Raw genomic sequence first — 21,458 nt, 5'->3', positions numbered from 1 at the left:
ATATATGAATCGGTGGCTCATACTCTTTGACAGTTTACCTAACTGCCGAGCAGCCCCAAGTCTGACAAGAAGGAGTTTAATATGACAGCAGTAAAGAATCATATAAAGATTGTTGGTTATGGTACGCATCTACCTAGAAATACTGTGACTTTTAAGGATCAGACCCGTTATCGAGTGGTGGAAAATGAAGAAACCCAGCTTTCCATGGAGGTCAAGGCGATTGAAAAAGCCCTGCAGCAAGCGGGCTTGACTATCAAAGACATTGATTGCATCGTGTCGGCCAGTGCGGTGGGCGTTCAGCCTATTCCCTGCACCGCTGCCCTGATTCACGAGTTGGTGGCTAAGGGCTTGTCCATTCCAGCCATGGATATCAATACGACCTGCACCAGCTTTATCTCAGCTTTGAGTCTCATGTCTCATTTGTTGGAGGCTGGTGAATATCAAAGAATCCTCATCGTGTCTAGTGAGGTTGGAAGTTTGGGTCTCAATCCCAATCAGAAGGAAAGTTTTGAGTTGTTCAGTGATGGTGCGGCTGCTTTGATTTTTGAAGCAACAGAGGAAGAGAGAGGTGTTATCTCCAGCCTGCAGCGGACCTGGTCTGAGGGAGCTCACGATACAGAGATTCGCGGTGGTTTGACATCATTTCAGCCTAAGGAGTATTCGGATGCTACCAAGACTCACTACATGTTTGACATGAATGGCAAGAAGATACTCTTGCTCTCTGCCAGAAAAATTCCGGAAATGTTTAAAGAATTTAAAGAAAAGAGTGGTCTCAGCCTATCTGACCTGGATTATATCATTCCGCATCAGGCGAGTCGTGCTCTGCCAATGGTCATGCGCAGCTTGGGTATTCCTGATGATAAATACCTTAATATTGTGCAAGACTATGGTAATATGGTGTCAGTAGCAGTGCCCTTTTCTCTCTGTTATGCTCTGGAGCGCAATCTAGTCAAGGAAGGGGACACCATCGCTCTGATGGGAACAGCAGCTGGTATGACAGTTAATATGCTGGCTATGAAATTATAATACAATAAAAATAGGGTGTACAGAACCTCTTTTAGTTTTGTACACCCTGTTTAATTTTTCAAAAATTTGAGTAGAAGTGTGCCCGATGGGCTTAAGCAACTTCTTATATCATTTTTAAAAGAAATTCTGCTATTTGTTCAGGGCTTTCTTTTTTTCCTCTGGAAACCCACATCTGGCAGACGCCGAAGAAGGCATTAGCGAGAAAGACCCGGCTGTATTCTTTTTCAAAATGATTGTAAATGCGATTGCTAAAGCGATCCTGAAGGCTATCAGCTAGCATCATCTGCAGCTTATGGCGCAGGAAATTTTGAATTTCTTTCGTTCCGTTTTCCGTCAGAAGAGCAGCTAAAAGCGGCTCTAGCTGGAGGAACTGAAAGACCTCCGTAATCGCAGTTTGAATATCCTCCTGATTGTTATCAAAAATATACCCCAGTTGATGAAAGAGGTTTTGCTGATAACGTTCAATCATATCGTACTTATCCTTGTAGTGAGTATAGAAACTACTACGGCTGATGCCAGCAGCTTGAGCTAGCTGGACAGTAGTGATATGGTCGAAGGACTGCTGATGCAGTAGTGAAACCATGGCTCTCTCAATAATAGCCTTGGTTTTTCGGCGTTTATTGCTTTCTAACATAAAATCTCCCTTTGAGGCTAAGCCTCAGTCTGCTCTTCAAACTAATAGCTATCATAGCAAACTACTTTTTCTTTTTCTCCATGTACTATTATATCAAATGTTTTTCAAGTGGAAAAGAGTTAAATTCTGAAAATAGGCATAGATAGGCAAAATTTTATTTTATTAGGTTTGTTAGACTGGTAAAATAATAAAGCCAAGACTTAAAGTAAAGTCTCGGCCTTCGTTTTGAGCATTATTTAAAGTAGAGGTAGTCGGGGTCGGGAGTGACGTAAAGCAACTCACCCTCTTGCGAGAAGATAATAGAAATTTGTTCATTTTTATAAGAGTAAATTGTGTAGGTGTTTTGTAACCTTGATGCTTGAGAAATATCAACTACACCTGCTAAGAAAGCACGCGCTTGTTCGGTGTTGATTTTTTGCTCCTGAACCAGCCTCTTCAGATTTTCTAATTCTTTGTTTTGGAAAGCTTCGTATTCAGAAGCGAGGTCGGTGCTTACTTTTTCTGGCTCGCCCAAAATACTTTTGACTTTTTCTTGGGTATATCCTTTAAATTCAGGAATTTGAGCTTCAAAACCGCCAGATTCATAGGATTGGTAATAAACCTTGGCATCGCCAGTCGCATAAATCTTATCTTTCTTAGCATGATCAGCATCTGCGGGAAGACCATCTGTGGTTTTTTCGGGCTCTTTTCTAGCATCTTGACTGGAACTGCTGGAAGATGAAGACTCTTTCGTTTCAGATTTCTTTTTGCTAGAACTATCTTTCTTTTCTAGCTTTCTGGCCTCAGAAGACTGAGCTGGACGATTTGACCTTTGTGGCAAAAACAAACTGCAGGCTGACAGCAGAAATAGTGCTGCAACTAGAGAAAATAAGCTAAATAGTGTTCTTTTTTTCATTGTCTTAAACCTTTCTTTACTATTCTCAATCTGACTTGAGCTATTGTCATGTGAGGCATCTGCTGGCAGCAGTGTTTCACATGGAACCCTATCATCAAGTTAAGAGCTCGATGCTTGACTCCATTTACCTCGCTTATCATTCTAACATAATACTGATTTTCTGTGTACCTACCTATGGAAGAATACCTTTTATTTACAGATTATTCAGGGATTAAAGACACTAGGACCAACTTATTCCGCTTCTCTACAATCTTTTTAAACAAAATTAGACACGGTGTCCAATTTTTAAAGAATAAACTTGTAATAATTTTCGATTGGTGTATAATCAATTTTATCTAAATTTGGACACTGTGTATAATTTTAGGAGGTAGACATGTTAAGAGAATGGAAAGCTATTTTAAAAAAGCCGACTTTTATCATTGTGATGTTAGGAGTCTCTTTGATTCCTGCCTTGTATAACGTTATTTTCTTGAGCTCCATGTGGGATCCGTATGGAAAGGTATCAGACTTGCCAGTGGCGGTCGTCAATCAGGATAAAGCTGTAACTGCTAATGGTAAGACCTTGTCTATAGGCGAGGATGTTGTTTCCAGCCTCAAGGAAAATAAAAATTTGGATTTTCACTTTGTCAGTAAAGAAGACGCTCAAAATGGTCTGGAAAAGGGTGATTACTACATGGTTGTGACGCTTCCAAGTGATTTATCTGAACGTGCAGCCAGTGTTTTGACAGATAATCCTCAGCAAATGAAGATTGACTATCAAACGTCTAGCGGCCACAGTTTTATTGCTGGTAAGATGAGTGATTCAGCTATGACTTCTTTGAAGCAGACGGTGGCGCAAAATGTGACGGATACTTATACGAGCGCCTTATTTAAGAATATGGGAGATCTAAAAACGGGATTGGTTAAGGCATCTGATGGTGCTCAGCAATTAGCATCTGGCAGTCAACAACTAGGTTCAGGCAGTCGGACAATTGCAGATAACTTAAGAACTCTGAATCAAGCTACGAGCAAATTATCGTCCGGTGCAGCTCAATTTAATACAGGACTACAGACTTATACTGGGAGTGTTGCACAAGTATCGTCTGGACTGGGTAGTTTGTCAAACGGGATACACACTTATGCAAATGGTGTAAGTACTGTGGCCGCAGGTGCAAATCAGCTGTCGGGTCGATCAGCAGACTTATTGGGTGGAGTCCAACAGCTTACTCAGTCAGGAGATGGAGTTCAGGCCTTATCAACAGGTGTAACGAATCTGAACACTGGCTTGGTTACATTAAAGTCATCGGTAGATACAACCTTAGCTAACAATCAGCAAAACGTGAATGATTTGGCAACTGGCTTGACTCAGTTGAATGCTAGTATTCAAGCTGCAGCAAGTGACTCAGCAGTGTCGACAAACAGCATTGAAGCTTCACTGACTAGCATAGCAGCATCCGCTCAAGCCATTATCAATAACAATCAAGATGCCAAGGCTGCAGCTTTGGCAAGTGTCCAAGGGACCAGTGCATATCAAGGCCTTTCTAGTGAGGCTAAGGCTGAGATTGATACAGCAGTCAGTGCTAGTCAAGCGGGAAGTGTTCAATCTGCTCAGGCAATTTTATCAGAGGTTGATACGATGAGGGCTTCTCTTGAAACGATAAAAGGCGCTAGTCAAACAAAACTTAGTCAGTTAGAAGGTGCATCAAATCAAGTTCTGCCACAGGCAGCTAACATGATCAATGGCCTTTATAATGGCTTATCAACGGTGAGCGCAGGTCTCGGTTCGGCAAGCGGAGGAGCCAATCAACTAGTTGCAGGTGTAGATACCCTAAATGAGAAACTAACGACTGGCGCAACACAATTGGAACAAGGGGTGACAAGCTATATCAATGCAGTCGGTCAGCTATCTGAGGGAACATCAGCTTTGGCAAGTAAGAACCCTGATTTGCTAGCAAATACAACAAAATTAGCAAACGGGGCAGCCCAATTAACAGATAAATCGCCAGAATTGACCTCTAGTTTCGGGAAATTAGCAGATGGGACCAATCAATTAGCGAGCGGCACAGAAAAGCTGGCTGATGGCAGCAGTGCTTTAACAGATAATCTCTCTGAACTTACTGTGGGAACGAGTGATTTGTCCAATGGCCTCTCAGATGCAGGTGATAAATTGTCGGCTGTTTCAACCAAGGAAGACAATGCAAAAACTCTGGCAGATCCTTTGACACTGAGCAAGACAGATGAGAATAAGGTAGAGAAAAACGGCATTGGGATGGCGCCTTATATGATTTCAGTAGCTTTATTTGTGGCGGCTATTTCAACCAATATCATCTTTAGCACACTTCCATCGGGTCAAGAACCTAGGACGAAACGAGATTGGCTGAAGGCCCGTATAGAGGTAAATGGAGTCATTTCTGTCGTGGCGGGTGTTTTGGTCTATGGTGCTGTGCACTTGATAGGCCTATCTGCTAACCATGAGTGGGCAACCCTCGGTTTGATTGTCCTAGCCAGCATGACCTTTATGGCTCTTGTGACAGCTTTGGTTACTTGGGATAGCAAGCTTGGTGCCTTTGTTTCTCTGATTCTTTTGCTTTTACAGCTGGCTTCTAGTGCAGGAACCTATCCGCTAGAGCTGACTAGTAAGATTTTCCAAGTTATCAACCCTTGGCTGCCAATGAGCTATTCTGTATCGGGCTTACGCCAAACGATTTCCATGAATGGCCAAATAGGTACTCAGGTGCTCTTCCTTGCTTTTGTTTTAGTTCTTTTCATGGCGCTTGGTACTCTGGTCTATCGAGCAGATAAAAAACAGCTAGCTTAGGGCACGTGCTTTTATGAATCTGTAAAAATGTAGATGAAAAGTCTATCTGTAATTCTTTTACTTTTTCTCTAATCAACATCTCCTGAAAAGGGAGATGTTTTGTTTTCTTTAAGTTTTCTTTATCTTTCTTTTAAGTTTTCATCTTTAAAATTGCATTACATTCAAGAAAGATAGAGAAGGGAGGAGGCCATGGCAGAAAAATTTTTTCAAAATCATTTTCAGCGCTTTGAAACCAAATACATCATTTCTAAGGAAACCTTGCTGGATCTATTGCTAGAGTTTGAAGGCTATCTGGTGGAGGATGAGCGAGCTTATTCGACCATTAACAATCTCTACTACGATACGCCGTCTTATCAGCTCATTCGTGAGTCCTTGGAAAATCCTTGCTTTGACGAGAAGGTGCGCTTGCGAACCTATCAAGAGCATCCGACCGAGGATAGTCAAGTCTTTTTGGAAATCAAGAAAAAGACTGAGAATCTGGTAACCAAACGCCGTCTTGCAGCAGATTTGCTGACAGCGGAAGCCTATCTGGACGGAGATTACAGTCAGCTGACTGACCTTCAGATAGATAAGGAAATGGCCTGGATGACCCAGCATTTTGGCAACATTCAGCCCATGATGTATATCGGCTACAATCGTTATGCGATGAAAGGGATTGAGGATGAGCGGATTCGGATTACCTTTGATCACGACCTGACCTACCGTCCTTATGATCTGAGTCTCTTGGCTGGTCGTCATGGAGATTATCTCCTGCCAGCCGACCACGTGATTATGGAAGTTAAGATTCCAGAAGCTTGTCTGCTATGGCTGAGCTAGATCATGGATCGCTACCAGCTGTCTCCGAGCTCTTTCTCCAAATATGGTTTTGCTTACAAAAAGTTAAACAGTATCAGCAGCAAATAAAATAGATAGGAAAAGAAAAATGAAACAATCAAAATCAATCCTTAAAAAAATTAAATTGATGATTCCACTGGTCTTGATGACAGCAGTGCTGGGAGCATGCAGTTCAAACGCCAGCAGCTCTACAGCTTCAAGCACTACCCAAACTGCTAATGCTACCAGTACCAGTCAGACCAAGACCAATACTTCTGATTACTTTGCTTCAGAAGACTCAGATGCTTCTTATGATGAGTCCAAGGCGACGACCATCAGCCTGAGTGGCTCTAGTGCTAAGACCTCTGGTGACGGCGCTAGTGTCTCCGGCTCTACCGTGAAAATCTCTGAGGCTGGGACCTATGTCGTTTCCGGAACGAGTGAAAATGTGCAGATTCTCGTCAAAGCAGGTGATAGCGACAAGGTCCAAATCGTCCTAAATGGTGTAACCATGAGCGGGACAGATGCAGCTATTCTAGTAGAAAATGCGGGTAGAACAAGCCTAACTCTGGCTGACGGCAGCCAAAACACCATCTCAGACTCATCAAATCATAGCAATACGGATGCAGATGCAGCTATCTATAGTAACTCTGATCTGACTCTCAATGGCTCTGGAAGTCTGACAGTTGACGGCAAGTATGAAACAGCGATTAAGTCTGAGCAGACCTTGCGGGTAACAAGTGGAAATTATACACTCAAGGCAGCTAAGAATGGTCTGTCTGCAGCTTCAGCCATTAATATCAAGGACGCTACTATCGATATCACAGCGACAGAAGATGCCATCCATGCAGACAATGATGAAGATACTTCTCTGGGGAATCTTTATATCCAGTCTGGCACCATCACGATTAATGCTGGTGATGATGGTCTGCACGCGAGCAATATCGCTTTGATTGATGGTGGAACAATTACGGTTTCTAAGAGTGTAGAAGCTCTGGAAGGAACCAATGTTACCATTAACGGCGGCAAGCTGGACCTTTATGCGACAGATGATGGTATCAATGCAGCTAGTGATGTAACTGGAGCTGATATCTTTATTAAGATTACCGGTGGCGATATCAAGGTCGAGGTCGGTGAAGGCGATACAGATGCTATCGACTCCAACGGCGATGTCATCATGTCAGGAGGAAACTTAGACATTACTTCTACGGTATCTGCCTTTGACTTTGATGGAACGGCTACCTACACTGGCGGTACCATCACGGTCAATGGTGAAAGCCGAACAGAAATCACAGCAGACGGACCTGGCGCTGGTGGACCTGGTGGCAGCGGTGCCCCAGGCGGTAAAGGCGGTTTTGGTGGACGATAAAAATGCCGATGAGATAATAATGAAATAGTGCCTAATGAAAGAGAAGAATCCTCATTCCAGCTGGAATGAGGATTTCTTGCTATTCATCAATTCTGATAGATAATTTTTCTGTATCCACGGTCACCTGAGAACCGATGGTAATGGTAAAGAGTGGCTGAGTATGGGCAAAGTCCAAGTCGTAGAGGACAGGAATTTGTTTGAGAATTGGATGTTTGTCCAAGATATAAAGGAGCAGCTCCTCTGTCATCTCACATTCTTTTGGAAAGCGGCCGATGAGAAGGGCCTGCGGGTTAGGATAGGCCTGAAGGAGGGCAGCTAGATTGCGTTCAAACTCCACATAATTATCTTCCTCGGCTTCCTCAATAAAAAGGACATAGTTTTCATCTGTCGGGGCATAGGGCGTGCCGCGCAGGAGTGAGAAGGTGGAGAGATTGCCGCCGATAGCAGTGGCTTGGGCTTGCCCATGGTGATAAACTTTCCACTCAGTTTCATGGAAGGTCAGTGGGGCATCGGGCAGGTACCAAGCATTGTCGCCCCATTTTTCACTAGGAGTCAATTCATAAGAAGTCTGGCTGACGGCCTTGAGCCAGCTCTCGGTCTGATAGTCCTGTAAGGCTTCCATCTTAAAGCTAGAGTAGGACGGTTCCATATAAGTTTTCATGCCGGTCTTGCTATAAATAGCGTTGAGCAAGGCTGTTGTGTCTGAGTAGCCGCAGAAAATCTTAGGATTTCTAGCAATCAATTCAAAGTCCAGATAGGGCAGGAGCTCATTGCAGTTGAAACCGCCGATGGTGGCCAGAATAGCATCAACGGAGTCATCTGAAAAGGCAGCATGGATGTCTGCCACCCGGCTTTCGATGGAGGCAGAGCCTAACATATCATTTTCCAGATAATGTTCCGAAAAAGACACGGTAAATCCTAACTTTTCTAAGCGCTCCTTGGCGGCTAGATTGGCCTCAAAGCCACCGATGTGTTCGATGGACGACGAAGGGCTGACGACCCGAATGTGCATGCCAGGTGTGAGTTTTTTCATAGGAACCTCCTTGTGATAAATTTTTATAGAATATCATAGCACAAAGGCCAAGGCCTGTAAAGCAATCTTAGGGCATTGTGGAAATTTTTATCAAAAAAGGGAGTCGCTGAGGACTCCCTGATTGTATATATTCTTTTCTATGATTTATTCGCTGAGCTTAATGCTACCGCTTTGGGCGCTGGCAGTAAGTGTAGTTGTCGGATTTTCGACTTTACGGATGGCAGAGTCGCCAAGTTCATCGCCTTTGGTGTGCTCTACATTCATACCACTAGGGATGTCAATTTCACCTAGATTCGTTTTCAGATCAAAGGATAGCTGCGACAAACTGCCAGAAACCAGATGCAGATTAATATCGCCCAATTGGTCAGTGATAGAGATTGTACCAGCTAATTCCAATCGTTCGGAGTTCAGTGAGCCGCTTGAGGTTTTCAGAGTGCTGTCGGAGATTTTGCTCGAGTTTAGGTTGACATCTCCCAGAGAGTTTGCTATTTCGCCCGATGCGAACTGGCTGTTGTTCAGAGTGATGGTACCCGAAGAATCAATGATTTTTCCAGAGCTAATCTGACTGTTATTGAAGGTAATCTCTCCCAGAGAGTTCTTAAATTTACCAGATGCGAATTGGCTATCATTCACAGTCAACGAGCCATTGGATAGAGAGAAGTCAGCATTTTTGGCTGATAGATTGGACAGCGTAACATCTCCTAATGACGAACTGCCGCTGAATGTCTCAAGCTTGGTCCCCTTGGGCAGGGAAAGCTGCACAGTACGCTTCCCCTGAGATTCTTGGTCAAATAAGCTGAGTAAGGAGCGGATGCCAGCGCTTATGTGGAAGGAGCCTGCACCATCTTCCTTGATGTTTAAGTTTCCGTTTTCAGAACTTGTTGTGATTTTTCCAAGCGAGCTTCCATCAATCTGATAGTTACCATCGCTTTGGTAATAGGTCAAGTGAGCCTTGTCATCAGGAGATTCACTGATGACGAGGTTTCTAGCCGCTAAGTTAATATTTAGGGAAGAAAGATCAGAGAAACTTTCTTCTTTTTTCGTTAGTTTTACCTTGCTTTTGGCAGAATTGACCAAGTCGTTGACACCGCCTGTAATGGAGCCGATAGTTGTCAAGGCTCCACCAAAGAGACAGGCTAGAATAGCTGCGGATAAAAGAGGTTTTTTCAATTTGATGTTAGCCATGACGTGCTCCTTTCTTTGCGAAAAGTTGAGCTAGTTTGACAAAGCCAGCCTTGCCAAACTGAGTAACAGGAGAAATGCCTGCGTAGAAGATGCCGGACAGTCCCAGAGCTAGAACACTGAGCCCCAGAGTGAACAGGAAGGCCGGGATCGATGTCGTCAGTCCTACTGTCAAAGTGTCCCAGATCAGGCTGATTCCAAAAATAAAGAAGGCAAAGGCACCTATAGCCATGACTAGAGCAAAGATAAAGACTAAGAGGAAGAAAACGAAAGTCAAAAGTGCTGCTACTATAAAGAGTGGAATAGCCAAAGGTGCTGCCAAAATGGATAGGATAGCAATCTGGACGATGTTCTTAGTGTTTTTTGATGAACTGCTGTCTTGATTATCTTCCTCGACTTTTTTGTCCAAAAGATTCAACATAATCTCGTGGGCCGCTTCCTTTGGGCTGCCTAGCTCAGCAATAGCGGTTTCCTCGCCCTCTGGGCCTACCTCGTCGAAGTATTCAGTGAAGTAATCCATAGCTTCCTGATAGTCCTTGCGTGGCAGTTTTTTCAGATATTTTTCTAGCTCAGCTAGATACTCGGTTCTTGTCATGACGGATGCTCCCTTCTATGATACCGCTGATGGTCGTAGTATAAGTTTGCCACTCTTCTTTTAGAGTGAGTAGATGTTCATGCCCGTAGGCAGTGAGTGAATAGTATTTTCGTTTTCGTCCTTGGTACTCCTGCGAATAAGTCGTGAGGCAGTCATTTTGCTCCAGCTTCTTCAGAATAGGGTAAAGTGTTGATTCTTTGATATTGGCAATCAGCTTAATCGTTTGGCTGATTTCATAACCGTAGGAATCGTCTTTTTCAAGGATGGCTAAGATGAGAAACTCAATCAAAGCCGATGATGTGGGGAAAGACATAGGACCACCTCCTTGTGTAAAATATTTATATATAATCTTTCTATATATAGTCTACAACCTCTTAGGAAAAAAGTCAAGCAAAATATATAAAATTTTTATATATTTTTTGAAAATGCCTTTTTATGGTTATTTATAAGGTGCATCAAAGTACCTTTCTTCCTTATAAGAACTTTACATCTTCCTTAGCTTTTGTGTTGAAAACATCTTCCATAAAATGGTAAAATGGTGTAAGTCTAACTAAAAATATAAGAGAGATCTATGAAAAAACATCAAACCCTATATAAATTTTTGGGCCAAACCCTACTATATTTTGTTATCTTTCTGGCCTTACTTTATTTCTTTAGCTATCTGGGTCAGGGTCAGGGTGGCTTTATCTATAATGAATTTTAATGTGAGAGAGTAGGAAATAATGTCAAATAAAGTGATACATGATATGATTGAAGCGATTGAGCATTTTGCTCAGGTGCAGCCGGATTTTCCGGTCTATGATATTTTAGGTCAAGTTCATACTTATGGCGATTTAAAGAAGGATTCCGATTCGTTGGCGGCTCATATTGACCGTTTGGGACTTCCTGACAAGTCTCCGGTTGTGGTCTTTGGCGGTCAGGAATACGAAATGCTGGCTACTTTTGTGGCCTTGACCAAGTCTGGTCATGCCTACATTCCTATTGACAGCCACTCAGCCTTGGAGCGCGTGGCAGCGATTGTGGAAGTTGCTGAGCCAAGTTTGATTATTGCCATCAATGATTTTCCGCTGGCAAATGTAGCAGCGCCTATTTTTAGTGCGGAGCAAGTTCAGACAGCCTTCAGAGAGGGAGCGTCCTATGAACTGAGCCATCCGGTGCAAGGAGATGATAATTATTACATTATTTTCACATCGGGAACGACTGGTAAACCTAAGGGAGTGCAGATTTCTCACAATAATTTGCTCAGCTTTACGAATTGGATGATTACAGATAAGGAGTTTGCGACTCCGGCTCGTCCTCAAATGTTGGCTCAGCCGCCTTATTCTTTTGACTTGTCAGTCATGTACTGGGCGCCGACTTTGGCCTTAGGAGGGACTCTTTTTGCCCTACCTTCGGCTGTGACTCAGGATTTCAAGCAGCTGTTTGAGACGATTCTCAGTCTGCCTATTGCTATCTGGACTTCGACACCTTCCTTCGCGGATATGGCCTTGCTGTCGGATGACTTTAACAGCCAGAAGCTACCTCAGCTGACACATTTCTATTTTGACGGCGAGGAGTTGACAGTCAAGACAGCTCAGAAGCTGCGCGATCGCTTCCCTCAAGCTCGCATTATCAATGCCTATGGTCCGACTGAGGCAACAGTGGCCCTGTCTGCAGTAGCAGTGACAGATGAGATGCTGCAAAATTGCAAGCGCCTGCCGATTGGCTATACCAAGGCGGACTCTCCTACCTTTGTCATTGATGAAGAGGGACAGAAGGTACCGAATGGCCAGCAGGGAGAAATCATCGTCTGCGGTCCAGCAGTATCTAAGGGCTATCTGAATAATCCTGAGAAGACAGCGGAGGCTTTCTTTAAATTTGAAGGTCTGCCAGCCTATCATACGGGAGATGTCGGCTCAATGACAGATGAAGGTCTGCTGCTCTACGGTGGCCGGATGGACTTCCAGATCAAGTTTAATGGTTTCCGTATTGAGCTGGAGGATGTGTCTCAGAACCTGAACAAATCGAAATACGTTGAATCTGCAGTGGCTGTGCCCCGCTACAACAAGGACCACAAGGTTCAAAATCTGCTGGCCTATGTCATTCTCAAAGACGGTGTGGCTGAGCAGTTTGAGCGAGAAATCGATATTACCAAGGCAATCAAGGAAGATCTGCAGGATATCATGATGTCCTATATGATGCCGTCCAAGTTCCTCTATCGAGAGACCCTGCCTCTGACTCCAAATGGCAAGATTGACATCAAGGGGCTGATTAGCGAGGTCAATAAGCGATGATGGATTTCTTGAAACAGCTGCCTCACTTGGAACCCTACGGCAATCCAGTTTACTTTGTCTATATCGTTCTAGCAGTTCTGCCAATCTTTGTTGGACTTTTCTTTAAGAAACGTTTCCCCCTTTATGAAGCCTTGGTCAGTTTGGTCTTTATCATCCTGATGCTGACAGGTCCCAGTCTGGCGCAGCTTTGTGCTCTGCTGGGCTATGTTATCTGGCAGATAGTCTGGGTTTATTCATACAAGTTCTATCGCCGGTCGCGGGACAGCAAGTGGATCTTTTATCTGCATACCTTGCTGGCGGTTCTGCCGCTTGTGCTTGTCAAGGTAGAGCCCGCAATCAGCGGCCATCAATCTCTCTTTGGCTTTTTGGGGATTTCCTATCTGACCTTTCGCTCGGTAGGGATGATGATTGAGATGCGGGATGGAGTTTTGACAGAGTTCACACTCTGGGAGTTCCTGCGTTTCCTGCTCTTCATGCCGACCTTTTCGAGTGGCCCCATTGATCGTTTCAAGCGTTTCAATGAAGACTATTTGAACATTCCTGAGCGAGATGAGCTGCTGGATATGCTGGAGCAGTCTGTCAAGTATATCATGCTAGGTTTCCTTTATAAATTTATCCTGGCCCATATCTTTGGACATCTCTTGCTGGGGCATGTCAAGACCTATGCTCTCTATACCGGCGGTTTCTTTAATCTGGGAACTCTGGGCGTCATGTATGTCTTTGGTCTGGATCTCTTCTTTGACTTTGCCGGTTATTCGATGTTTGCGCTAGCTATTTCCAATCTCATGGGAATCAAGAGCCCTATCAACTTTGATAAGCCTTTTCTCTCACGCGATTTGAAAGAATTTTGGAATCGCTGGCACATGAGTCTGTCCTTTTGGTTCCGTGATTTTGTCTTTATGCGGTTGGTCATGGTGCTGATGCGCAATAAGGTCTTTAAAAACCGCAATACGACATCCAGTGTGGCCTATCTGATCAACATGCTGATTATGGGCTTCTGGCATGGCGTGACCTGGTACTATATCGCCTATGGTCTCTTTCATGGAGCTGGTCTGGTCGTCAATGATGCCTGGCTGCGCAAGAAGAAAACGCTAAACAAAGAGCGCAAGGCCAAAGGGCTTCCGCCTCTGCCAGACAATAAATGGACCCAAGCTTTGGGGATTGTGGTAACCTTTCACGCAGTCATGTTCTCATTTTTAATCTTTTCTGGATTTTTAAATGAGCTTTGGTTTAAAAAATAAAAATGAATGAGGAAGAAAAATGGATATAAAAGCAGAAGTAATTGAAATTATTGAAGAACTATTTATGGAAGATGTGTCAGACATGATGGACGAGGATTTGTTTGACGCTGGTGTCCTAGACAGTATGGGAACGGTCGAGCTGATTGTTGAGCTGGAAAACCGTTTTGACATCCGCGTGCCAGTGTCAGAGTTTGGCCGCGATGACTGGAACACAGCCAACAAAATCGTTGAAGGCGTAACGGAGCTTCGCAATGCTTAAACGACTCTGGCTGATTCTGGGGCCTGTTTTCTGCGCCATGGTCATGGTTGCCCTGCTCTTTTTCTTCTATCCGCTTGATAAAAAGCATGATATAGAAGCAGAGAAGCGCTCGGCAGTGACCCTGACAGCAGAAAATTTCAAGAGCCGCAGTAAGAAGGTGACAGCTTTGACCGATAAGAAGATGCGCTTTGTGCCCTTCTTTGGATCTAGCGAATGGCTGCGCTTTGATAGCATGCATCCGGCAGTGCTGGCTGAGAAATATGACCGCTCCTACCGTCCCTATTTTCTAGGACAGCGCGGGGCAGCATCATTTAATCAGTACTTTGGTATGCAGCAGATGTCCTCTGAGTTGGAGGGACAAACGGCGGTTTATGTGGTGTCGCCCCAGTGGTTTACCAAGACCGGCTATGATGCTTCGGCCTTTCAGCAGTACTTCAACAGCGATCAGCTGACGGCTTATCTGTCTCAGCAGCAGGGAGATGCGGCGGCACAATATGCAGCCCAGCGCCTCCTTCAGCTCTATCCAGATGTTGCTATGGCAGAGAGCGTCCAGAAGCTGTCTGAAGGTAAAAAGCTGAGCAGCTTTGAAGAGCGCCATATTGAGATGATGGCTCATCTTAATGAGCGCCAAGATGCTTTTTTTAGCAACTTTGCTGCCCTTAATAATGAAAATTATGACCAGCGAATTTTGCCTTATATGGCGGATCTGCCAGATACCTTCTCCTATAAAGCTTTGGAAGAGATTGCCACGGCAGAAGCCAAGAAGAAGACCAATAACAACCAATTCGGCATAGACAATCAATTTTACAAGACCCGTCTGGCCGGCAAGGTTGCTAAGCTCAGAGGTTTTCAAACCAAGCAATCTTATGAAAAATCCCCTGAGTACAACGACTTGCAGCTGGTTCTGGACCAGTTCGCCAAGTCAAAGACCAATGTCATCTTCATCATTCCACCGGTCAATTCTAAGTGGATGGAGTATACAGGTCTCAGTCCTGAAATGTACCAGCGGACGGTGGCTAAGATTCGCTACCAGCTGGAAAGTCAGGGTTTTACCAACATTGCTGACTTTTCTAAGGACGGCGACAAGCCTTACTTCATGCAGGATACTATTCACATGGGCTGGAATGGCTGGCTGGCCTTTGACAAGGCGGTTGATCCTTTTGTAGCCAATCCACAGCCGGCGCCAAACTACCAGATGAATGACCGCTTCTTCAGCAAGGAATGGTCTCAGTATACTGGCAAACCAGAAGAATTCAAATAAGGTTGGGACTTTCCAGCCTTATTTTTATAAAGGAGGAAAGATGAAGATTCGTTTGTCCCAAACAGAAGATATCCCAGCCATTATGGCGATTTATGATGTGGCCCGTCAGTTCATGAAAGACCAGGGCAATCCGACTCAGTGGGATGGAGGCTATCCCAGCGTGGGCTTGATTGAGGAAGATATTGTGGCTGGCCACTCCTTTGTTGTCGAGGAAGATGGGCAGCTAGTTGGCACCTTTGCTTTTATCATTGGAGAAGACCCGACCTATCAGGTCATCGAAAAGGGAGCCTGGCATTTTACGGAGCCTTACGGCACCATTCACCGCATCGCTTCGAACGGGCAAGTCAGAGGTCTATCCCGTCAGGTCTTTGATTTTTGCTGCCAGCAGATTCCCTATTTGCGAATCGATACCCATGCGGACAATCAGGCTATGCAGGCAGCAGTGCTGAACTACGGCTTTAGTGAGTGCGGCATTATTTATGTGGCAGACGGCAGTTCTCGCCTGGCTTATGATTATCATCAATAAAAAAATCTGCTCAAGGGCAGATTTTTTAGGTTATATCAAAACATACTTTTTTAAAGCTTCTGCGACCCCGTGCTCATTGTTGCTTTTGGTGACGGTTTTTGCCTTGGTTTTGACTGCTTCAGGGGCATTGCCCATAGCGACTCCGAGTCCAGCTAGTTGCAGCATAGGAAGGTCATTGAAGTTGTCTCCGATTGTCATGACCTGCTCTAGAGGCACTTGGTAGTGCTGGGCAATTTCGTACAGGGCTTGCTCCTTGGAGACATGTTTGGCCGTGACTTCCATGTAGTTGTCCTTAGAGAGATAAAAGGCTGTCTTGGGAAAGTCCAAGGTCTGCAAGTAGTCATGGAGTTTCTGGATGATAGGCGCTTTATCGATAAGAAGTAGCTTGTGGACGGGCATTTGCGCATCTAGTACTGGCATTAGTACATTCTGAATCATCGGCTGCTCCCCTGTAATAGCTGCCTCTATCTGTACCCACTTATCCAAACGATCGGCAATCCAATCCTTGCCGGAATAGAGATTGATGGACACGCTAGGAAATTCAGCCTTGACTAGCTCCAGAAAAGTACGGATTTCTTCCTTATCCAGAGGGTGCTCGATAATGGTCTCGTAAGCTTGTGGGTCGCCCTTGATGACTAGAGCGCCATTGTAGCAGGCCAGCGGATTATCTCCCAGTCCCAGCTCACGCGCAATCGGCTCCATACCAAGAGGAGAACGTGCGGAAGCGAGGACGAAAGGGATTTTTTCTCGGTTTAGTAGAGGAATCATATCCTTGAGCTTAGGATCCACTTGGTGCTGATCGTCCAAAATGGTGCCGTCAATGTCGCTAATAATCAGGCGAATCGCTTGTTTTGTCATGGGTCGTCCTCCTATGTGTCTAATGGATCGATTTAATAAATTATTTTAACCTTGTCTCCAAGCAGTTTTTGGACTTCAGGGCTGGGCTCTTGGTCCGTGATCCAGTAGTCAAAGTCGCTGACAGGACCTAGTATGTACTTAGACTCTTTCTGCCATTTGTCTTGCTCGGCCAGCAGGATTTTAGTCTTGGCGTGCTTCAAAGCCAGTTTTTTCAGGTGAGCATCGGCCTTGTCTTCGAAGCTGACTAGACCATCAGAGACACTAGCTGCACCGATAAAGGCAATGTCAAAGGAAATTTGCTGCAGCAGCTCTGCTTCATTGAGCGCGTAGTAGAATCGGTTTTTAGGATAAAATTTTCCGCCTAAGAGGTGAAAGTCCACTTTGTCCTGAGTGCTCAGCATGATTGCATTATCCAGAGAATGAGAGTAGATTGTCATAGGCTCCTTGATGCGCTGAGCCAGATGGAGAACGATGGTTGAGACATCAAAGAAAGCAATCTGCCCCGGCTTGAGAAAGCCATGAGCCTTCTGAGCAATAGCCTTTTTTTCTTGACTTAGTTGGTTGATACGGTCGTTAAAGGACGGGATTTGCCGGCTAGTATCCAGCGGGATAATGCCTCCGTGGGTGCGCTGCACAAGCCTACGCTCGCTCAAAATCGAAAAATCTCGCCGAATAGTATCTTTAGAAACCTGAAAATGCTCAATCATATCCTTGGCTGACAGCTGTTTTTTCTCAGCCAAGAGCTCTAAAATTTCAGCTAAGCGTTGTTCTTGATACATGCTTGTCCCTCCTTGCTTTTCTGAATAGAGTATAACACGACAGATAAGTTTTTACAAGCCTTTTTAATGTTTTACAAGTTTTTTTGAAATGCACAGGAAAAATTCAAAAAACCGAGCAAAACTCGGTTTTCATGATTTATAATAATCGAAATATGTTTTTCAATTAAGGTGTTTGGATATTGACAGATCCATCGCTGCCGACCTTAACATCAACACCGCCGCCTTGAACATGAACGCCATCTTCATTTACGCTAACACCAGCGTTGTCAGTTTGTACATTAGCACTACCGTCTCCGTTAGTTTCAACAGAAGCATCTCCGCTTTCGTCTCCGCCATTTACATTAACGCTAGCATCTCCGCCGTTTACGTTGACTTTGGCACTACCGCTTTCTTCAGATGTGCTGCTAGAGCTTGTCTTAGCTTTAGATGAAGAAGATACGCTTGAGCTGGAACTTGAGCTTTCTTCAGTCTTCTTATCTGCAGAATTTCCGCAAGCTGCCAAAAAGAAAAGTGCAATTAGTGGTAATAAAAATAAAGAAATTTTAGATAATTTTTTCATCTTACCCCTCCTTCTAGTATAATATTAAACAAATATTTCATTTGAAGCAATGAAAAACCGGATTGATACACAAATAACATACTGCGTTAATAAAAATGTTACAGAATATATGTAAGATAAATAGAAAACATACAGATTTTAAAAGGCTTTTCGAACTTTCTGGGCTATTTGCGTTGTAATTGTTTTGTAACAAATAACCAGTCTATGAGAAGGAGAAAAATAACATTTTTGCAACATTTCTTTTCCTCTGTAAATGGAGAAATCATGCTATAATCAACCTATGTTATCAAGAAATTTTCAGAAACTAATCGAGACAGACACAGTTGCAGCAGCGCGAGCTTTGCTAGGTATGCAGCTGATTCTAAATGGCCAGAAGTTAGGCCGGATTGTCGAAACAGAAGCCTATCTAGGAAGTCAGGACAGCGCCTGTCATTCAGCTAGAGGGCGCCGCTCCCCTAAGAATGAATCCATGTATCTGCCAGCTGGTCACTGGTATGTCTATCAGATTCATGGTCATCAGATGCTGAATCTGGTGACCAAGGCTGAAAATGTGGCCGAAGCCGTACTGATTCGAGCCTTGGAGCTGCCGGATGGCCGTCTTTTAGCTAATGGTCCTGGTAAGCTAACCAAGTACGCTGGGATTGATAAGCGTTTTGATGGACAAAGTTTAGCGACCTCCAGTCTGCAATTAGCCTATGACCTGACTCCGAATCAGATTGCTAGCCGTCCGCGGATTGGCGTGACCTGCACAGATGCCTGGCGGGAGGAGCGCTTGGGCTTTTATGTGGCCGGCAATCGTCATGTCTCGAAAATGCCCAAGCGAGGCCTGCTGGATGATGAGGACACCTGGAAGAAGGAGTAAAGGATGAAGAAAACAGAGATTTTTGACCAAGTCGTAGAAATTATGCGAGAGGATTCCTCTACAAAGAAAGACATCACGGGTGCAAATCCCGAAGAATATCGAGCGCGTATCACAGACCAGATGAGCCAAGAGGATTTTCTCTACCAGATGCATTTTTATATAGCCAGTTTTGGGATTTTGTCTCATGTTTGTTTTGGGCTTAAGGAAACGCAACTGCCCGGCTTTAAAGTGAGATACTATCAAGACTGCCTCTACGTCCTGCAGGCAAATAATGACACGGGGCTGAAACGTGGCGACCAGATTCTAGCCTTGGATGGGAAAGCCTTGCCTCAGGTCTATCAAGAACACAAGGATTATTTTGTCAGTTCCACACCAGAGCGACAGCACAAGGAGTGGGCTTACTTTGTGGAGCATGCCGGAGAAGTTACGGTAGTACGCAATGGCGAGGAAGAGCAACTGCATGTTCAGCCAATCGCCCACCCAAAGAAGCCGTCGCAGATTGAATGGCGCAGCCTTTCTGAGGACATCGTCTATCTTAAGTTAGAGGATTTTACGGATGAGGCAGCCATCACTCAGCTATATGCAGACAGTCAAGCAGCTATTGAGCAGGCCAAGTATTTAATCATTGATGTTCGAGTCAATTATGGCGGGACGGACTCGCTTTATTATCCACTTTTCAAATATACTCTCCCTCAGGGAAAGACCTTCAGTGACTTAGATTTGCCAAGCGATGATGGGATGGAGATTCTCTATACGGATAGAAATGTTGATTTGCGTCAGCAACTGATGCAAAATATCCTAGAAGATCCAAACTTGTCAGCAGAAACTCACCAGATTCTCAAAGAATTTCTAAAAGAGCTAGAAGAAAATCGGGGGAAAGGGTATGTCCTTTATGGCAATGAAGACAGCAATCAGAACTTTCTACCAGATGTTCTAGGTCTAGCTCGACCTGAAAAAGTCTTTGTACTAGCAGATGTTACCTGCGGGTCTTCAGGTGATAATTTTGTTGATACCATGAAAAAGATGCCCAAGGTTACGGTCCTAGGGCGTCCGACTATGGGAATTTTAGATTATTCCAATTGCTGCGTGAAGGATTTTGGTGACTATGAGCTCCTGTTTCCCACTTCACGTGACACTAGGATTGATCAAGGAAAGGGCATGAATGATAAGGGAGTTGAACCGGATATCCTGATTCCTTGGACACCAGAGCACCTAGAACGGGATGTGGATCTAGAAGAGTGTCTCAACTATTGCAAAAACGCTTAGGATTTCTAAGCGTTTTTTCGTCTATATTAGATCTTGTCAAACTTCTCAATGTAAAAGAGAGTTAGCGTCACAATGGCAGCCAAGCCAATGAGAATGAAGATGGCTGGAGTCCAGGAATGGAATAAATCAAAGCTGTATCCAAAGAGGCTAGGTCCAAAGGCGGCCAGAATATAACCACCAGTCTGGGCTAAGCCAGATAGCTGAGCGGTTTGTTCAGGAGTACTGGTTTTCAGCGAGAAAGTAACCATGAGGTAGGGGAAGAGGGCGCTGACAGACATGCCGATTAGCAGATTGAGAATGAGCCAGTAGACAAAGGAATCTGTCTTGACCAGCAGCATACTCAGACCAACCATACCAGTTACAGAGAAGAGAGCAATCATTCCTAAGCGTTTTTTAGCGGATAAACGCGTTGTCAGACTAGGTATCGTCATAGCCAGAGGAAGACTGATAAAGGAAAAGATAGAGGCCAAGAATCCAGTAGCATCATTGGAAAGTCCAGCCAACTGCCCAAGAGTCGGCAGCCAAGTGATAGCCGTATAAAAGAGTAAAGACTGCAGGCCGCCAAAAACAATCAGAGCCCATACTCTAGGATTTTTTAGCAGGGAGCCCATTTGCTGCTCGCGGTTTTTACTAGTCAGTTTGTGATTGTGCCGGCTGTTAGGCAGCCAGATTAAGCAGGCCAGTAAGCAGATAAAGGTCAGGACGAGAATCAGTCCTTTCCAGCCAGCTAAGCGGACAATAGGCGCAGCCAAGGGAGACATGATTGAGATGGCCAGTCCCATAGAAGTGATATAAAGCGTGGTTAAAAATCCAATTTTCTCTGGCTGATTGGCCTGAATGACATTAGGCAGGAGCACATTTAAGACGGCGATAGCAGCCCCTAGCATGATTGTACCTGCATAGAGTAGAGGCAGGTTAAAGATACGAATAAAAGAGCCCAGAGTAAGCACAATCATGGCTATGGTGAAGAGCTTTTCCAGGCCGACCTTTTGAGCCAGGCGTGGGGAAAAGGCTGAGCAGAGTGCAAACATGATCAAGGGTAGGCTAGTCAGCAGTCCCAGTGAGTTGACGGGAACTTGCAGTCCCTTAGCAATATCGCCTAGCACAACAGGCAGTACTGCAAAAGGCGCCCGTAGGACAACCCCCACCATCAGAATACCTGGGAGCAAAAATTTCGAATGTTGCTTTTTCATAAAGTTAAGTTTCCTCCTATATAAATAAATATCAAAA

At 44.5% G+C, this 21,458-nt stretch carries 21 protein-coding genes and 1 pseudogene; 12 read left to right on the top strand and 10 right to left on the bottom strand.

Annotated elements, in window-relative coordinates:
• The first annotated feature begins 81 nt into the window (after positions 1 to 81).
• Positions 82 to 1,026: a 3-oxoacyl-[acyl-carrier-protein] synthase III C-terminal domain-containing protein gene (locus ELZ47_RS11630; RefSeq protein WP_126436069.1), complete on the top strand. Its 945-nt coding sequence runs from the start codon at positions 82 to 84 to the stop codon at positions 1,024 to 1,026.
• A 103-nt stretch (positions 1,027 to 1,129) separates the two neighbouring features.
• Here the strand turns inward: ELZ47_RS11630 and ELZ47_RS11625 are convergent, their stop codons facing one another.
• Both ELZ47_RS11625 and ELZ47_RS11620 read right to left on the bottom strand, forming a co-directional pair.
• A complete protein-coding gene (locus ELZ47_RS11625) occupies positions 1,130 to 1,660 on the bottom strand; it encodes a TetR/AcrR family transcriptional regulator (RefSeq protein WP_004189391.1) in 531 nt (176 codons plus the stop codon).
• 232 nt (positions 1,661 to 1,892) lie between these two features.
• The gene (locus ELZ47_RS11620) at positions 1,893 to 2,555 is read right to left on the bottom strand and encodes a DUF4947 domain-containing protein (RefSeq protein ID WP_126436068.1); all 663 of its coding nucleotides are present in this window, start codon (positions 2,553 to 2,555) and stop codon (positions 1,893 to 1,895) included.
• Positions 2,556 to 2,928: 373 nt separating this feature from the next.
• Between ELZ47_RS11620 and ELZ47_RS11610 the strand changes: the two genes are divergently transcribed.
• The 3 genes and pseudogenes from ELZ47_RS11610 (at position 2,929) to ELZ47_RS11600 (ending at position 7,534) form a co-directional block, all read left to right on the top strand.
• Positions 2,929 to 5,352: a YhgE/Pip domain-containing protein gene (locus ELZ47_RS11610; protein WP_125331278.1), complete on the top strand. Its 2,424-nt coding sequence runs from the start codon at positions 2,929 to 2,931 to the stop codon at positions 5,350 to 5,352.
• Positions 5,353 to 5,541: 189 nt separating this feature from the next.
• Positions 5,542 to 6,255, top strand: a pseudogene (locus ELZ47_RS11605) (VTC domain-containing protein).
• Between the two features lie 19 nt (positions 6,256 to 6,274).
• Positions 6,275 to 7,534 (top strand): carbohydrate-binding domain-containing protein, encoded by a 1,260-nt coding sequence (locus tag ELZ47_RS11600; RefSeq protein WP_164549618.1) that lies wholly within the window; start codon positions 6,275 to 6,277, stop codon positions 7,532 to 7,534.
• A gap of 79 nt (positions 7,535 to 7,613) precedes the next feature.
• On the opposite strand, the gene ELZ47_RS11595 is transcribed toward ELZ47_RS11600, so the two are convergent.
• The 4 genes from ELZ47_RS11595 to ELZ47_RS11580 all read right to left on the bottom strand — a co-directional run bounded on the left by ELZ47_RS11595 (position 7,614) and on the right by ELZ47_RS11580 (position 10,657).
• Complete coding sequence (locus ELZ47_RS11595) at positions 7,614 to 8,567, bottom strand: S66 family peptidase (RefSeq protein ID WP_125331276.1); 954 nt, start codon at positions 8,565 to 8,567, stop codon at positions 7,614 to 7,616.
• Positions 8,568 to 8,711: 144 nt separating this feature from the next.
• Positions 8,712 to 9,752, bottom strand: a complete 1,041-nt coding sequence (locus ELZ47_RS11590; RefSeq protein ID WP_125331275.1) for a DUF4097 family beta strand repeat-containing protein — start codon at positions 9,750 to 9,752, stop codon at positions 8,712 to 8,714.
• Positions 9,745 to 10,344 carry a DUF1700 domain-containing protein gene (locus tag ELZ47_RS11585; RefSeq protein ID WP_125331274.1) on the bottom strand — a complete coding sequence of 200 codons (600 nt, stop codon included), beginning with the start codon at positions 10,342 to 10,344 and terminating at the stop codon, positions 9,745 to 9,747. The genes ELZ47_RS11590 and ELZ47_RS11585 overlap by 8 nt, the downstream gene beginning before the upstream one ends.
• Positions 10,319 to 10,657 (bottom strand): PadR family transcriptional regulator, encoded by a 339-nt coding sequence (locus ELZ47_RS11580; RefSeq protein WP_002913906.1) that lies wholly within the window; start codon positions 10,655 to 10,657, stop codon positions 10,319 to 10,321. Before ELZ47_RS11580 ends, ELZ47_RS11585 begins: the two co-directional genes overlap by 26 nt.
• A 258-nt stretch (positions 10,658 to 10,915) precedes the next feature.
• Here ELZ47_RS11580 and ELZ47_RS11575 point away from each other — a divergent pair, with 258 nt between their 5' ends.
• From ELZ47_RS11575 to ELZ47_RS11550, 6 genes are read left to right on the top strand one after another with little or no spacing between them, the layout of a single operon-like run.
• Positions 10,916 to 11,047 carry a teichoic acid D-Ala incorporation-associated protein DltX gene (locus ELZ47_RS11575; RefSeq protein ID WP_002894209.1) on the top strand — a complete coding sequence of 44 codons (132 nt, stop codon included), beginning with the start codon at positions 10,916 to 10,918 and terminating at the stop codon, positions 11,045 to 11,047.
• Between the two features lie 19 nt (positions 11,048 to 11,066).
• Positions 11,067 to 12,617 carry a D-alanine--poly(phosphoribitol) ligase subunit DltA gene (dltA, locus tag ELZ47_RS11570; RefSeq protein WP_125331273.1) on the top strand — a complete coding sequence of 517 codons (1,551 nt, stop codon included), beginning with the start codon at positions 11,067 to 11,069 and terminating at the stop codon, positions 12,615 to 12,617.
• On the top strand, positions 12,614 to 13,858 hold the full coding sequence (gene dltB / locus ELZ47_RS11565) for a D-alanyl-lipoteichoic acid biosynthesis protein DltB (protein WP_125331272.1): 1,245 nt from the start codon (positions 12,614 to 12,616) through the stop codon (positions 13,856 to 13,858). The genes dltA and dltB overlap by 4 nt, the downstream gene beginning before the upstream one ends.
• 19 nt (positions 13,859 to 13,877) lie before the next feature.
• Complete coding sequence (gene dltC, locus ELZ47_RS11560) at positions 13,878 to 14,117, top strand: D-alanine--poly(phosphoribitol) ligase subunit DltC (RefSeq protein ID WP_002894204.1); 240 nt, start codon at positions 13,878 to 13,880, stop codon at positions 14,115 to 14,117.
• The gene (gene dltD / locus ELZ47_RS11555; RefSeq protein WP_125331271.1) at positions 14,110 to 15,378 is read left to right on the top strand and encodes a D-alanyl-lipoteichoic acid biosynthesis protein DltD; all 1,269 of its coding nucleotides are present in this window, start codon (positions 14,110 to 14,112) and stop codon (positions 15,376 to 15,378) included. Before dltC ends, dltD begins: the two co-directional genes overlap by 8 nt.
• Positions 15,379 to 15,418: 40 nt before the next feature.
• Positions 15,419 to 15,904 carry an N-acetyltransferase gene (locus ELZ47_RS11550; RefSeq protein ID WP_125331270.1) on the top strand — a complete coding sequence of 162 codons (486 nt, stop codon included), beginning with the start codon at positions 15,419 to 15,421 and terminating at the stop codon, positions 15,902 to 15,904.
• 30 nt (positions 15,905 to 15,934) lie between these two features.
• Here ELZ47_RS11550 and ELZ47_RS11545 read toward each other — a convergent pair whose 3' ends face one another.
• The 3 genes from ELZ47_RS11545 to ELZ47_RS11535 form a co-directional block, all read right to left on the bottom strand.
• Positions 15,935 to 16,762 (bottom strand): Cof-type HAD-IIB family hydrolase, encoded by an 828-nt coding sequence (locus ELZ47_RS11545; protein ID WP_125331269.1) that lies wholly within the window; start codon positions 16,760 to 16,762, stop codon positions 15,935 to 15,937.
• A 32-nt stretch (positions 16,763 to 16,794) separates the two neighbouring features.
• A complete protein-coding gene (locus tag ELZ47_RS11540; protein WP_126436067.1) occupies positions 16,795 to 17,541 on the bottom strand; it encodes a DeoR/GlpR family DNA-binding transcription regulator in 747 nt (248 codons plus the stop codon).
• A gap of 163 nt (positions 17,542 to 17,704) precedes the next feature.
• The gene (locus ELZ47_RS11535; protein WP_002917987.1) at positions 17,705 to 18,100 is read right to left on the bottom strand and encodes a hypothetical protein; all 396 of its coding nucleotides are present in this window, start codon (positions 18,098 to 18,100) and stop codon (positions 17,705 to 17,707) included.
• A 280-nt stretch (positions 18,101 to 18,380) separates the two neighbouring features.
• Here ELZ47_RS11535 and ELZ47_RS11530 point away from each other — a divergent pair, with 280 nt between their 5' ends.
• Both ELZ47_RS11530 and ELZ47_RS11525 read left to right on the top strand, forming a co-directional pair.
• Positions 18,381 to 18,962: a DNA-3-methyladenine glycosylase gene (locus ELZ47_RS11530; RefSeq protein WP_197715324.1), complete on the top strand. Its 582-nt coding sequence runs from the start codon at positions 18,381 to 18,383 to the stop codon at positions 18,960 to 18,962.
• Positions 18,963 to 18,965: 3 nt separating this feature from the next.
• A complete protein-coding gene (locus tag ELZ47_RS11525; protein ID WP_126436065.1) occupies positions 18,966 to 20,228 on the top strand; it encodes a S41 family peptidase in 1,263 nt (420 codons plus the stop codon).
• Positions 20,229 to 20,254: 26 nt separating this feature from the next.
• On the opposite strand, the gene ELZ47_RS11520 is transcribed toward ELZ47_RS11525, so the two are convergent.
• Positions 20,255 to 21,421 carry a CynX/NimT family MFS transporter gene (locus tag ELZ47_RS11520; RefSeq protein ID WP_126436064.1) on the bottom strand — a complete coding sequence of 389 codons (1,167 nt, stop codon included), beginning with the start codon at positions 21,419 to 21,421 and terminating at the stop codon, positions 20,255 to 20,257.
• Positions 21,422 to 21,458 lie beyond the last annotated feature (37 nt).

Origin of the sequence: Streptococcus sanguinis (assembly GCF_900635155.1) — a bacterium.
Classification (GTDB): domain Bacteria; phylum Bacillota; class Bacilli; order Lactobacillales; family Streptococcaceae; genus Streptococcus; species Streptococcus sanguinis_G.
The sequence above is the reverse complement of the archived record's forward strand: the minus strand, read 5'-3'. Positions and strand labels throughout refer to the sequence as shown.